Below are 13,820 nucleotides of genomic sequence, written 5' to 3'. Positions count from 1 at the left end.
TCTACGGCAGCTACAACTTGTAATTTAAAGCCTAACGAATAATCTCGCTGTGTTCGCTTAACGCGGGCTGGTATTGGTGTGGTCATAATAAAGTCCTAAATGTGTAAACACATTCCAGGACAAGACACTCACATAAAAAAAGGCTCCCTTCCGGAGCCTTTTTTATTCGCTTGATGCCTAACTTACAGGAAACAGCCATTGATACAGCCAACGCGCACCATAGAAACCGACGGCGAGTCCCGCGACCATGCCAACAACTAAGGTAAAAAACTTTAATCTCTTGCGATTAAGCTCAGATAGCATAGCTTGAAGATCCGGCTCGCTAAGTGGTTGCTGAGAAATTAACTTATCGGGTTCCATTTTTTTATTGACTCCTTGTCGATTACTTAGCGTAAGTTTAAACCATCTCAACCAAAGACTAGTTATAGATTTTGGTATTAGAATGTTTCAACGCTAACGCAAACTCACTATAGCTATCCATAGCTACTGACAACTAAGCTTGATTGATAAGAATTAACTTTTCGATAAATGCCTTAAGTGCTGCACCGCTATCAAAGCTAAAAGCCAATCCATAATGGATGCCATTAATACTCTTCTGCACACGCTTAGGAAATCGCGTCATCTCGGAGTAATGGCAATACTGAGCTTTGGCATTCACGCCATCAATCGCTTCTAGGTCGGCTTTAAACACCTCATAGGCGGGACGGATAACCAACAGCGCTTGTTTGCCATCGACGTATAGATAAAATGGCTCCTTTAGCTTAGGTAGCATATATTCGGTGACTTTCTTTATTGAAAAGTTGGTTCTGCACTCAAGTTCATTAAGTAGCGATACGATCTCATTATGCTCAATAGCCAAAATTATGCCTGTTAATCGCAAAATTGAACTTAGATACTAACCGCTTTTATCAAGGGCTGCTAAGACTAATTCTTTACCGTTCAATTTCACATACAACGGCCTGTATTTCCCCGATTAGCCATTGTCAGTTGAATTCACGCACTAGACAGGGTAAAACAAATAGCCTGACATCAAACAAAAGACACTATCGTGGAACCACTTCCCTATTCTCAATCCTGTGAAAATAATAAATCAGCCATTGCCGCAGTGTTAGCCCACAGCTTTTGCGGCGCGAAACATGTATTAGAGATCGGAAGCGGCACAGGCCAACATGCAATCTATTTTGCCAAGTTGCTCCCCCAAGCAATTTGGCAGACCAGTGATCAAGCCTGCTACCACCAAGGGATAAATGCTAGATTATCCCAATATCCTAGTGGTAATTTACGTAGCCCCCTTGAGCTGGATGTGACTCAGCCTTGGCCAGTAGACCAACTTGAACCTATCGATGCCATCTTTAGCGCTAACACGTTGCATATCATGTCTAAAGCCATGGTCGAAGCGTTTTTTGAAGGAATAGGAAGGCATTTGGTGCCCAATGGTCAGTTTTGCGTTTACGGTCCGTTTAATTATCAAGGCGAATATACCAGTGACAGTAACCGTCAGTTTGATAACTGGCTGTTGCAGCAAAACCCGCAAAGTGCGATTCGGGATATAGAGTGGATAGTTAAGCTCGCAGCAGCCCAAGGCCTGGAGCTCGTTGCCGATCACTCCATGCCTGCCAATAACCGCTTGCTGCATTTTAACAAGAGGTGAACTCAAACCTTAGCTTAAAGCTTACCTTAGCTTAGGCCGACATCTGTGTGGTAAGCAGCGCTCGAAGCTCACACAAAGAGCTCACTTGATAGTGTGGGTCGATATCCTGCGGTTTTTCTGCGCCATGGCTGTTAAGCCAGCAGGTGTGAATACCAGCGTTTAGTCCGCCCAAAATATCTGAATGTGGGTTATCCCCCACCATAAGCACCGACTCTTTCTCTGGGTGGCCCATCATCTCAAACGCGTGATTAAAGATCCCAATATCGGGCTTTGCCACCCCAACCTCTTCAGAGATCACTAGCGGCGAGAAGCGGTTGGCTAAGCCTACCTTTTCTAAACGAACCGTTTGTAACTGGGTAAATCCGTTGGTGATGATCCCCATGTTTACACGCCCTGTAAGGCTGTCGATTAACTCCTGTGCACCTGGAAGCAACTGACAGATCTCCGCCATCGCGTTAAGAAAGTCGCTATTTAGTCTCTGGGTTGAAACTGCTAGTTTCTCAGCCCAAGATTCAAAACGAATATTTTGCAGCTCACTGGCTGTCAGCTTTCCATCTTGATAATCGACCCAAAGTGGTTGATTAACCTTTTGGTAGTGGAGAAAGTCTTGACGGGTAAAGTCCACATCAAAACGGGAAAACATCAGCTGCAAGCCTTGAAAAGCATCGAAGTGAAACAAGGTCTCATCAGCGTCAAAAAGTACCCATTTATACTGCATATCAATCCTAATTAAATGAATACAGCCATTGCTGCTACAGAAAAGTGCCGCAAGGTTATCTCAGTTAGGCGCTTTTTGTCCAAATGCTAAGAGCCATTTCCCAGAAAAATAACGGTTAATTCAATCTACATCTTATTTAGCCCAAAAATTCCCCCTCTATGACAACAAAATAATTCATAGAAGGGGGTGATTTTAGAACGGGCGCTATATCTTACAAACAGACAAGCTTAGAAAGCCTTGTCGTCAAAGGCGACGATATCTGTACTGGCCTCCAGAACTTGTTTACGCAGACTACGGGTCTGCACCGCCCAATAGCGCATGAAAAACTGCGCTGTACTGAGCTTATTTTGATAAAACTCGGCTTCATCTGTGCCATCACTCAGTACCGCTAAGGATTTTTCGGCGATGCGAGTCCAGATCCAAGCCAACGCCGTAATGCCGAATATCTGCATATACGCCATAGACGCCGCGCCAATAATGTCGGGGTTCTTAGCTGCATTTTCAGCGATGTAGCCGGTGGCTTTCTCAAGATCCCCCGCCGCATCCATCAGTCCGCTGATATAAGGTTTCATCGCCTCATTGCCCATATTGCGCTCAATAAGCTGCTTTACCTCTCCCGACCACGCCTGCAGCGTCTGTGCTTTATCCGAGAGGATTTTGCGGCCAACTAAATCCAGTGCCTGTACGCCATTAGTGCCTTCATAGATCATCGCAATACGACTATCACGCACAAACTGCTCCATGCCCCACTCGTGAATATAGCCATGACCACCAAATACTTGCTGAGCATCAACACAGGCCTTAAAGCCTTGGTCGGTAACAAAGCCTTTCACTATCGGCGTAAACAAGGCTGCTAGTTTCGACGCCGCTTTTGCTAACTCGGGATCGCTATGCCTTTCGGCTTCATCTAGCCACAGTGCCTGCTGGCCCATTAATGCTCGCGTGCCCTCGTTAAAGGCCTTTTGCGACAGTAACATGCGGCGCACATCGCCATGCACTAGAATTGAGTCTGCGGCTTGTTCAGCCTGTTTAGCGCCGCTTAACGCGCGGCCTTGAATACGATCTTTCGCGTAGGCTAAGGCATTTTGATAAGCAATTTCAGAGACTCCTAGCCCTTGAACGCCAACGCCAAGTCTTGCCTGATTCATCATGGTGAACATGGCACGCAATCCTTGATGAGGCTCCCCCACCAGCTCACCTAGGGCACCATCGAAATTCATCACACAAGTCGAATTACCGTGGATCCCCATCTTGTGCTCTAAGCTCGCTGCTGTCAGCGCATTCGCCTCACCAAGCGTGCCGTCATCATTAACTAACACTTTAGGCACGGCAAACAGCGAGATCCCCTTTACTCCATCAGGCGCATCTGGAAGCCTCGCCAATACCAAGTGAACAATATTGTCGGTTAAGTCATGATCGCCAGAAGAGATAAAGATCTTCTCGCCTGTAATAGCAAACGCCCCCTCACCTGCAGGCACGGCTTTAGTGCGCAGCAGCGCTAGGTCGGTTCCAGCGTGGGACTCAGTTAAATTCATTGTGCCGGTCCATTCACCACTGACCAACTTCTCTAGATACTTTGCCTTTAATTTATCGCTACCATGGGCATGAATGGCTGCATAAGCGCCGTGGGTTAGCCCCGGATACATGGCAAAAGCCATATTAGTCGCGGTTTTCATCTCAGTGGCAAAAACACCGACCACTTCAGGTAGGCCCTGCCCACCAAACTCAGGATCACAAGTTAGGGTGGCCCAACCGTTATCAACATATTGCTGATAAGCATCGATAAAGCCCTTAGGCGTGATCACTTTGCCCTCTTGCAAGCGACAGCCCTCTACATCACCACTGCCATTAAGTGGCAGCATAATATCTGTAGTGAAGTCTGCGACTCCCTGCAGTACCGCATCAATCAACTCAGGATCAAATTCATCGAACCCTGCTAAGTTATCTTTTTGATAAATTTCCAGTAGTTCCCCTAAAACAAACTGATAATCACGGATCGGAGCTTGGTAGATTGGCATAGTGTCGTCCCTTTCAACTGCTTATTAATCGTTATAAGTTATGGTCAGTGCTCTGACCACCATAACTAAGTTTGAGTAAAAACTCAGCAATATTTTCATTTTGTTTGCACAAGAGAACAGCATTACCTCAAATAGAGTCAAAAGAAGGCTTATCTCCTTCTTCAAAACGAGTTAAGCTAATTCGATTAATTGTGCTAACGCTATGAAAGGACAACTCCAATGGGTTCCGTCACCACTAACAAACATGCTAACGGTCTAGAGTATGTCGAAGTGAACACCGACTTGTGTAAAGCGAGGATCTTTATGCAGGGTGCCCAAATCGACTACTTTGAGCCAGTGGGTAAAAAGCCCCTACTTTGGGTATCCAGTGCAGATGATTACCAGCCTGGTAATGGTATTCGTGGCGGCATACCTGTTTGCTGGCCTTGGTTTGGCATGAGCGATAATCCAGACTTCCCACAACACGGCTTTGCCCGTACCCGAATTTGGTCGTTGGAATCGGTAAAGATGCGCGATCAGCAGGTGGATCTTAAGTTCACCCTAAAGCTGACCGAAGAAGATAGGCTCTACTGGCCCCATGACACCGAAGTGGAATTGCTATTTAGCTTAAGTGACACCCTGTCTGTTAGCCTTAAAAATACCAATAATGGCGATTATGATGTCAGCCTAACTCAGGCGCTGCATAGCTATTTCCCCATCAGTGATATTCACCAACTGAAGGCAACTGGCTTTAGCGGCGCCAAGTATATCGAATTTGCTAAAGGCCCTTTCCCACAGGAGGGAGATAGCGTCGACTTTACCCGTGAAACTGATCGCGTCTATACAGACTTAGGGGAATGCCAGGAACTTCATACTCCCGATGGCGTGATTGAAGTGCGCCGAGAAAATAGCCGTAGCGCTGTACTATGGAACCCTTGGATTGATAAATCGGTGCGTTTATCGCGTTTCAATAGCGATGACTATCTCACCATGGTCTGTTTAGAGGCGGCGAATGTTCTAGAGGATAGGCTGACCTTAGCGCCTAACGAAAGCCATACACTCACGACCCATATTCGCTGGAAGGATTAACTTTGCAGTAGCATAGCCTGACTCAAAGGCTATGCATCTAACAGGTAAATTCTGCTGCAGTGAAAATCTTATAAGATCGTCACTGCAGTTGAATTCAACTGGTGCTAACTTCAAGCTCTGCTCTCAAGATACTCAAGTTTCAGCATTCAAATTAATAACCGCAATTGCATTGCTAATCGCAGTTGTCACATCTAGCGTCGACACCAATATCGAGTTTGTCACCGACTTGATGTACCCCGTATTGAAACACCTCTTCCTGCTCGTGATGGTTACAGTTATGATTTCTCACAGCGGTAATAGAGAAAACAAAAATAATGAAAAACAACAAATTCCCAAATAGTAGATAGGGAAGATGCCCCGACGTCCTCACACAGATAGCGATACAGCCAAACACATTAATCGCCAATAGCACGAACATAGTGTTTACCACCATGCCACCACTTTCGATAATATGGAAGTAGTGAAAAATAACCATGAGTACTAATGAGCAAGTGCAAAGCGCGGGAATAAAAATCAACAGCCAACCCAAGTTTTTCAATGTAAACCTCTTATTGTTAAACGTACTTACTCCTATCTGCAATGCTCCTTCCTTAAGCGAAAGCACAAATCCATTAGCTACAGAAGCGAGCCTGAATCCAGATCTAGCAACAGTGTTGAGCAGCGGCATAACAATTGGTTCAATTTGTATCAAAACAAAAGACCATTGGCACCAAGATATTTGAGGTCAGTCACAACTCTTTGGTTTTTATTCACTAAGGCAAATATAGAGTCGGTGAGCCAATGAACGCCCAGATAAAGTAAACTCGGCGTAACCTCGACTCCGTTGTTATTATTGTTCAGCTATTCCGCCCTTTAAATAAGATGTTAGAATCTTCCGACTATACTAAAACGAGCAGCCAAACCGCTCCTTTTAGTCAACGACATTAGGGAACTTGCAAGTGCAACAGCCGGTACGGAAAAACAGCAGACGCAAAGCCATACGCTTTACTTGTCTCTCACTGCTGCTCTTAATGGCACTTGCGATCCTCGCAGGTGGTTTAGCCCTATGGAATTACCAAAAGATCACGCTGGCATTAGCCAATCAATTTTTAATCCCATACAAGACTCAAGTCCATCAACTTAGCTTTCGCCCATCAAGCCTAACAAAGTGGCATATATCGGCTGCCGAGTTAACCGTAGATAATAGTGATATAAAAATAAGCGATGCTGATATTGTATTGGCTCAAGATGCAAGGCCATGGGCTTTTAAGGTTAATGACTTACAAGGCATTCGAGTTGCAAATATCAATGTTAACCTTGCACCAAGTGCATTGACTTTATCGAGCCAAAACACCAACGAAAACGGCCCCACCATAGGGCTTAATTTTGGTGCTTTCCCCGGTATTGACCTAAAGCAGATACAAATAAGAATAAAAGGCGCCGACTCTCTCTCCCCTGAAATTAAACTAAATAACCTAAGTTTGAATAAACTTGGAGAGCTGACAAGCGAGATAAAGCTTAATGAGCTAACGCTTGTCTCGTTATCGGCTAAGCTTCAATCTAAACAGTGGCAAGCAAATACCTATGTAGATTTAAGCTTACTGCAATCGTTTAGCCGTCAATTAGCCGCTGCTGAGCAATCATTGCAAACTAAAAAACAGGCTGCTTCTCCAGCACTGCAAGAGCAGAGTCTTTTGGCCCCGCTATATCAATTAACTCAAGCGATAGACGATAGGCATATTCAGCTTGATGGCAAACTAAACTCTGCATTAAGCCTGAACTTGAAGAATGCCCAGCTAAGTTCCAAACACAGCTTACAAGATACCAAGATCACTTTTAACGATTTCGCCAAGCAAACCCTACAACCAGTTAGCCTTGTTGGTGGCACAAGCCAAACACAAGCGCCGGAAGCAAACCTAAGCAACACGGCCAAAAGCCTCGGCCGATTAGACTTTGAAATTAACGGCCCTATTGTTGATCCTAAATTAATCCTTAAGCCGTTCGAGCTCAGCTTTGATCTTGAAAATAACTTAGCCAACTCTAATCTCTTGAGTAGCAGTGCCGATGAAAAAAGTAATGCACAATTACAACGATTACTTCAGCACCTTCAGGATCAGCCGTTCGAACAAGCCTTATTTAACTTGTACCAACAATTACGCCCCGATACTAAACAAGCCAAGGTAACTGAGCGCTCCCCTAATCTGCTCATCGGTCTAAATAAAGGCTTAAACTATCAGATTACACAGCAAAAATTACATGTGCCAAGGCTATCACTACAGATAGAAGACAGTAATCTTGATGCCAAACTTATCTTTGACGACTTCAATTACCACGCGCCACATAATGAAGGAGCAACTAGCGATACAGGAAATTACCAGTTCAGTGCTAACTGGGTAATAGAGGCAAAACATAACCAAGCTCTTACCCTCAATAACTTGTGGCCAAAACTGGCCGAGCTTCCCTACCTAATTGAGTTCGACAGTGCCGCAGTCAACCTAAACGGTCAGATCAGTGCCAGCCACAACCCGCAACAAACAAACTTTGCGGTTGTCATTGCCAGTGGAGCCAATCAAGTCAGCAAAGGCATAAAGCTAAAGAGCGCAATAAAGCCAGAGCCGCAATCGTTACCCAGAGATAAGCCATCGACAAACCAAACTGCTTCATTGGTAAATCAAACGCAGCAAAGTACGGCTCAAATTAAAAGCACAAAGTTAACCTTAACTTCGACTGCCGAATACCGCTACCAGCAGAACTACTTTCAGCCAAACAATGGCAAGCCCAAAAAAGACCAGAGCCAAACTCGGATCATTATTCCATCACTGCATTATGACATCGACACTTTAGAAGGTCATTTCCCCCTAAATAATGCCCTTGAAGAGAACTACAGGCTTAAGCTCGAACAGATGGGTTTAGCGCTACAACATGCTGTTTCGCTAAAATTTAGCTCTGGCGCAAATACTACTAATACAAAAGTTACTGAAGACAATACAAACAGTAGCGCTGCAGGCACGGAAACTGCTGACTCAGATTTAGAATTAGACTCATCATTTGCATTCAAACTACTGTCACACACGCTCGCGAATCAAATAGACATATCGGTGACACAGCTTAGCCTCGACAAGTCTGGCTATAATCGAGCCGCTCATTCAAACAGTCATCAAGACCGTCTAAGCGCAGGTAAGCACAAAAGGCGCCACATTAAGCAGAAGCTGGCTCACTTCGACACCATAGAGCTAAGTCAAAAGCTGAACCTCAACCGCCAAGGGCTCCAAAGTGATGAAAGCTGGAAAATTAACAATCTATATCTCACCAGCCAGCATCAATTTACGCCCAAGCCAAAAAACTTGAGCCAGTTTAGGTTAATAGGAGACTGGCAGTTTAAGAGTGAGTTTGCACCTATTCTGGAGTTTCTAAGTCAGACAGACAGCTTACCTGAATCACTCGATATTGAAGGCAATACAGAGCTTGCCATGCACTACCAACTTGAGAAAAGTCAGGGGTTGGCTTTTGACCTAACCCTCGACCCACAGGTTAGCGATATCCAAGGTAGCCTCAACAACCTCCCCTTCGGTGGCGGTAATATGAATACCCAATGTCACTTTAATTGGCTACAAGATAGCAGCAACAGACGCGAGAGCGCTTTTAACTGCGATAATATAAAGCTATCCCTGCAAGCCTTTAATCCCGGCGTATTGATCACCGATATCGATGCAGAAGCCGCAGTTTCATTTGCCGCAGAGACACAAGCCGCAGGCTCTCAAGGGACAGGCTCTCAAGTAAGTACTCAAGATAGTAAAGAACAAGACTTAAATAATATTGCCGATAATGCAGCAGAGCCAAGTGAAAAGCCCAGCAAAGAGAACCTCGCCTTAGCCCTGCAACTACTCGGTGTTAAGCAGGCATCTGTTGGATTGACAGCAAGAGGCGATCTGCTAGGTGGACAGTTGTTGATCCCGCAGTTTCAACTGAATCTGACTAAACCGTCATCGGCCTACTTTGTATTGCAACATATTGACCTAGAACAGCTGCTCGCCATCCAACCCCAAGTGGGGATCTACGCCGATGGTATTTTCGATGGCGTCCTGCCCGTTATTATCGAGCAAGGCAAAGCCAGCGTGAGCGGAGGTAAATTGGCCGCTCGTGCCCCCGGAGGCTTAATTGCCATCAGCAATAATCCCGCTGTTGCGCAGATGCGGCAAAGCCAGCCCTATCTTGAGTTCGCCTTCTCAGCCCTCGAGCACCTAAATTATTCAGAACTTTCCAGCAGCTTCGATATGGATGCCCAAGGCGATGCCAAGCTCAAGGTGAATGTAAAAGGTCGTAGCAGAGGTATTGAACGACCTATTCACTTCAACTACTCTCAGGAGGAGAACATGTTACAGTTACTCAGAAGTTTACAGATTGGTGATAATTTACAGGATCAGATCGAGCGAGCCGTTAAGTAATCAGCAATCTCATCAAATAGTTATTAAGAGTTGGCGTATTATATTCACCACAACAGCAATTAATAATTCAGTTCAGCCTAACCCGATAAGGAAAAGGATAAACCAATGAAAACATTGCACAATCCAAAAGTACTGCTCAGTGTAATGCTTGCGTGTTATGCGCTAGTCGGTTGCAGTCCGACCGTTAAGATTGAGCCACCAGATAAACCGATTGTGATTAACCTCAATGTGAAAATTGAGCACGAGATCAAGATCAAAGTCGATAAAGAGTTAGATCAACTCTTAGCCGATGATGAACTGTTTTAAGCAAAGGAATTAAAGGAAAACATGATGAAATCAAAATTACTTGTCCTACTTGCTGGCCTAGTGCTTAGCTTTAATGCCTTTGCTATTTCCCTGCAAGATGCCAAAGCCCAAGGGCTGGTTGGTGAACAGCTTAACGGTTATCTAGGAGTGGTTATAAGCTCCAGCGAAGCCAAATCAGTGGTCAGCTCGGTTAATGCTAAGCGTAAGGCCCACTATGAAAAAATAGCTAAAAAGAACAACATATCAGTGAGTGATGTAGCCAAGCTAGCCGCAGAGAAAGCGATTGAGGCGACCAAGAAAGGCCACTATATTCAGAATAAGTCTGGGAAATGGGTTAAGAAGTAGCTCCTAGCTGCAGTTATCTCGCAATGTTTAATGGCTGCTATTTTAGCGGCCATTAAACAGTTTACGTGATAAGTTACTCATTTGAAGTTCATAAGCTGATAGGTGTTTAGTCAATGAGTAGCCCACTCGGTGGTTTCTATATCTCCTCGCTTAACCGAGGCAAGCAAGCTAAGTTTGATCTGTCACATCGGATACGAGTCCAACTCAATATCAGCCTAGCGTTTATTGAAAAAACTAATGATCGTCATCTACTGCTTAATGAGAGCCGCAGCTTTTATGTAGGCGAAACGCAAACATTCACAGCTAACAGCTGCAATATAGATCTTGATAGTGGCTTTATCGGCTCTGAGGGAGCAACACCTTGCCACTCCAGTTTGCTAAGTCTTAATTGCAGGGTTAACGCCAAACTAAACGGCAACGTGTTAAGTGGTCTGCAAGAGATTAACCTTTGCCCCAATGAGCCTGTCACATCTTTAGTGAACGGCAATGAGCGCCTAAGGCTCACCCTGCTTGCCAAGCCTGTTTAACGAATACAGCCTATTTAACTTATCTGACAAAAAATGCAGGTCACAACGGATTAAAGTCTTTATCTAGCAAGGACTCTAACAACAAAGCCCCCTGCCCATCGACCCTAAACTGGCCATATTTCGCGCCTTCATATCGCTTTGCCTTACCCTCTTCGAAAAAGTAAGCGTTGCTGGCAAATTTAATCTGATTGTGGCGCACACGATATTGAATATTCACAAGTTCATCCGTTGCACTTATGCCGCTGCGGTTCTGCCCGGTTTCTTTTAACTTAACGCCGGCAGACTCCTGAACGACCGAATCCAATGAGGCGACTCTATTGTTATCGAGCCGCACCTGCACTAGCCCCTGTCCAACCTCCACCTCAAGCAAAGCCCTCAGTGGAGCTGCGATGGCATAGTTTAGCGTCATATAATCACCCTGCATAAGTGAGCGGGGATCGACCGGAGCGAGGGCTAAACGTACCACTTGCCCGTGAGCTAATTGCTGCTCTTTTTGGTAAATGTCCCAATTCACTATGCCCAATACGCTAACAACCGTTAATAGCAGCACAGAAATAGAAGCGGGTAACTTAAGCCTCATTTGGATGCACTCCATGCTTGTCTTCTTTAGGTACTAATTTAACGAGCAGCAGTCTGGCCAAAATCAATAACGAGCCCAGCGCGACTAACCAGATCGATTTTTCAAGCAGCGGCAACTGTAAACTGTAATAATACAAAGTAATAAAGCTAAAGATTCCAGCCAGCCCGAGTAAGAAGACAGCCCTTTCTCTCACATAAAAGCCCATAATCATAACCAGTACCGCCGAAGATAACCCCGTCATAACAATAGATAATCCCGCCAACAACAGCATAGCAACGACGCTTAGTAGCCCCGGCTTACTGCTCAAGCTTAATGACAGCGAGCGGAAAATTCTTACAATGAGTACAAGTAAAATTACTAACGTTATAGCGACCGTCAGCCCATTACTCCATTGCGCTAATATTGGAAATTTATCATGGTCTAACAGTAGCGTTTGATTGCCTAACAGAGGTAACTGAATAAGTATGACCCACAAACCGAGCATATGGCCAAGGGCATTGATGCGTGCAAAGTGCTTAGCCGTTTTAGCATGATTCAACCAGACGGCGACAAACAGTAACAAGATAAGCACAGGGAGTAACTCAAGCAGTTCTAATTCATACCCAATCCCCACTAGGCAGGCGATAAAGCTAAAACTCATGACACATTGATGACTATAATGTTCAATCGACAGCCAGTGCAGCAGCAAAATACAAGCTAAAGTAAAATACCAAGCTAGCCCTATTTCCCCACCTAAGCTTGGGCTAAACCAATCAGTCATACCATAGGCCAATGACAGCAGGCCACTTAGGCTTAAAGCAAATGCCATCTGTTTGAGAAATAACGAGTTGGTAGCACTCACCCTATAAAGATACACCGCTAAGCCAGCATAAATAATCCCAACTAATGTGGCGAAACCTGTGTCTAAACCATCGAAGAGTAATCCAAAGAAAGTAATGCTAAAGGCAAGGATAAATAGAGAAGCGATCCAAGCTGCGAATGTTTGCAGTAGTTGAACATACCAAGGAGTCGTTTGAAGGGGCTTTGGCATTTCATTCTTACAGGTCAATCCATCGGCGGCTAATCTAAACCACAACTTTGCTGGAGCCTCCTTATTATTTTCGAATACGCTATGCATGGTGCCGCCCCTCCTCTTGAAAAGAGCAATGGCGGGCTCTAAGCCAGATGGTGAGCCAAGTCGTTGAGCCAATAATGGTCAAGCCCACCAATAAAAATGATCCTACCGGCTCACTGGTCTCAAACATTAATCGTATCAATAGGCTATTGATAACCGCGATCAGGCTAAAGCCGCCAATAGCCAGCACAAATATCTCCTTCAATACAAAATTGTAAAGCCAGTATCCTGCAGCGAGCAGCCCAAAGTATACAGCTAACCAAACGCGGCTTTGCTCATCAAAAATGGCTTCGACAGCAAGCAAGCTCATACAGAGCACAGCGATAGCTATGGTGATCTGCTGTAATATAGGGGCGTCAAAGCACTTAGTAAGCGATGTGTACCCTTCTAATAACCCAAGTTTGCCACCGAGTAACATAAAGCCTAGATGCAGTAAAAGATTGAGTATCAATAGTGGTGCCAAAACGAGATCGAATAAGAAAAGTCGACCAAACAAGCCCGGAAACGTTTGATAAAAAAGCACGACGGATAGATTGAGCAGTAAGCCTTGTAACAGCCAAAGCAGTTCGGAGCCTGCCAGCCAAGCAATAGGCAATGTCAGTAGCGCCCAAAGTGCAAATAATTGCCAAGGGTCGGCACCGGTTTGATAAGTCTGCCCCACCAGCGCCAGCAAACTACCTATGATTATCGATACGGTTAATAACGCCGCATTAGCCGAGGTATAACTAAACCCAAGTCTATCGCCATTTTTCACTGCGCGATAACGCAAAATGAGATAAAGAGCCACAACTATAACTAGGCAAGACTCTACTAAGGCAAAGCGTTCAAACTTACCCATACTTTGCCAGTTAGCAGCAATAAAAAACACAAGACCCGAGCCGATAAGGAGCGCCGCTCCCCAAGTTAGTAGGCGCTCGATTAAAGCCCGCCATTGCAATTGGCTTGGCAAATTTTCGCCATCACAAGCAAGCGACAACGCTTGCAAAAGCGACTCTTCGGCTATTGCCTGCTGCTTAAACCAACCCCAAACCACCGACTTTACACTGTTCAACCGAGGTATCCCTCTCTC

14 protein-coding genes are annotated in these 13,820 nt (G+C 45.0%); 6 read left to right on the top strand and 8 right to left on the bottom strand.

Annotated features, from left to right (window positions below):
• Nucleotides 1-177 precede the first annotated feature (177 nt).
• Complete coding sequence (locus K5Q92_RS03585) at nucleotides 178-360, bottom strand: hypothetical protein (protein ID WP_220767673.1); 183 nt, start codon at nucleotides 358-360, stop codon at nucleotides 178-180.
• Between the two features lie 133 nt (nucleotides 361-493).
• The gene (locus tag K5Q92_RS03580) at nucleotides 494-859 is read right to left on the bottom strand and encodes a hypothetical protein (protein WP_220767672.1); all 366 of its coding nucleotides are present in this window, start codon (nucleotides 857-859) and stop codon (nucleotides 494-496) included.
• A gap of 189 nt (nucleotides 860-1,048) precedes the next feature.
• Between K5Q92_RS03580 and K5Q92_RS03575 the strand changes: the two genes are divergently transcribed.
• On the top strand, nucleotides 1,049-1,651 hold the full coding sequence (locus tag K5Q92_RS03575) for a DUF938 domain-containing protein (RefSeq protein WP_220767671.1): 603 nt from the start codon (nucleotides 1,049-1,051) through the stop codon (nucleotides 1,649-1,651).
• A gap of 31 nt (nucleotides 1,652-1,682) precedes the next feature.
• On the opposite strand, the gene yjjG is transcribed toward K5Q92_RS03575, so the two are convergent.
• Together yjjG and K5Q92_RS03565 are read right to left on the bottom strand one after the other, a co-directional pair.
• Nucleotides 1,683-2,369 (bottom strand): pyrimidine 5'-nucleotidase, encoded by a 687-nt coding sequence (yjjG, locus tag K5Q92_RS03570; RefSeq protein ID WP_220767670.1) that lies wholly within the window; start codon nucleotides 2,367-2,369, stop codon nucleotides 1,683-1,685.
• Between the two features lie 227 nt (nucleotides 2,370-2,596).
• Nucleotides 2,597-4,387: an acyl-CoA dehydrogenase C-terminal domain-containing protein gene (locus K5Q92_RS03565; protein ID WP_220767669.1), complete on the bottom strand. Its 1,791-nt coding sequence runs from the start codon at nucleotides 4,385-4,387 to the stop codon at nucleotides 2,597-2,599.
• Nucleotides 4,388-4,606: 219 nt separating this feature from the next.
• Between K5Q92_RS03565 and K5Q92_RS03560 the strand changes: the two genes are divergently transcribed.
• On the top strand, nucleotides 4,607-5,455 hold the full coding sequence (locus tag K5Q92_RS03560) for a D-hexose-6-phosphate mutarotase (protein ID WP_220767668.1): 849 nt from the start codon (nucleotides 4,607-4,609) through the stop codon (nucleotides 5,453-5,455).
• 172 nt (nucleotides 5,456-5,627) lie between these two features.
• Here K5Q92_RS03560 and K5Q92_RS03555 read toward each other — a convergent pair whose 3' ends face one another.
• The gene (locus K5Q92_RS03555; protein ID WP_220767667.1) at nucleotides 5,628-5,993 is read right to left on the bottom strand and encodes a hypothetical protein; all 366 of its coding nucleotides are present in this window, start codon (nucleotides 5,991-5,993) and stop codon (nucleotides 5,628-5,630) included.
• A gap of 400 nt (nucleotides 5,994-6,393) precedes the next feature.
• On the opposite strand from K5Q92_RS03555, the gene K5Q92_RS03550 reads away from it, so the two are divergent.
• From K5Q92_RS03550 to K5Q92_RS03535, 4 genes are all read left to right on the top strand, one after another.
• Nucleotides 6,394-9,879, top strand: coding sequence for a YdbH domain-containing protein (locus K5Q92_RS03550; RefSeq protein WP_259649476.1), 3,486 nt, complete (start codon nucleotides 6,394-6,396; stop codon nucleotides 9,877-9,879).
• Between the two features lie 105 nt (nucleotides 9,880-9,984).
• Nucleotides 9,985-10,185 carry a YnbE family lipoprotein gene (locus K5Q92_RS03545; protein WP_220767666.1) on the top strand — a complete coding sequence of 67 codons (201 nt, stop codon included), beginning with the start codon at nucleotides 9,985-9,987 and terminating at the stop codon, nucleotides 10,183-10,185.
• 24 nt (nucleotides 10,186-10,209) lie between these two features.
• Nucleotides 10,210-10,530, top strand: a complete 321-nt coding sequence (locus K5Q92_RS03540) for a YdbL family protein (RefSeq protein ID WP_220767665.1) — start codon at nucleotides 10,210-10,212, stop codon at nucleotides 10,528-10,530.
• Nucleotides 10,531-10,643: 113 nt separating this feature from the next.
• Entirely contained in the window at nucleotides 10,644-11,057 is a 414-nt protein-coding gene (locus K5Q92_RS03535; RefSeq protein ID WP_220767664.1) for a hypothetical protein, read from the top strand.
• Nucleotides 11,058-11,097: 40 nt separating this feature from the next.
• Here K5Q92_RS03535 and K5Q92_RS03530 read toward each other — a convergent pair whose 3' ends face one another.
• The 3 genes from K5Q92_RS03530 to K5Q92_RS03520 are packed head-to-tail and all read right to left on the bottom strand — an operon-like array spanning nucleotide 11,098 to nucleotide 13,802.
• Entirely contained in the window at nucleotides 11,098-11,637 is a 540-nt protein-coding gene (locus K5Q92_RS03530) for a GDYXXLXY domain-containing protein (protein WP_220767663.1), read from the bottom strand.
• A complete protein-coding gene (locus K5Q92_RS03525; RefSeq protein ID WP_220767662.1) occupies nucleotides 11,627-12,754 on the bottom strand; it encodes a DUF4401 domain-containing protein in 1,128 nt (375 codons plus the stop codon). The genes K5Q92_RS03530 and K5Q92_RS03525 overlap by 11 nt, the downstream gene beginning before the upstream one ends.
• Nucleotides 12,747-13,802, bottom strand: coding sequence for a DUF2157 domain-containing protein (locus K5Q92_RS03520; protein ID WP_220767661.1), 1,056 nt, complete (start codon nucleotides 13,800-13,802; stop codon nucleotides 12,747-12,749). Before K5Q92_RS03520 ends, K5Q92_RS03525 begins: the two co-directional genes overlap by 8 nt.
• Nucleotides 13,803-13,820 lie beyond the last annotated feature (18 nt).

The organism is Shewanella sp. MBTL60-007, assembly GCF_019654915.1.
Lineage (GTDB): Bacteria > Pseudomonadota > Gammaproteobacteria > Enterobacterales > Shewanellaceae > Shewanella.
This window is presented reverse-complemented; position numbering and strand designations above follow the sequence as displayed.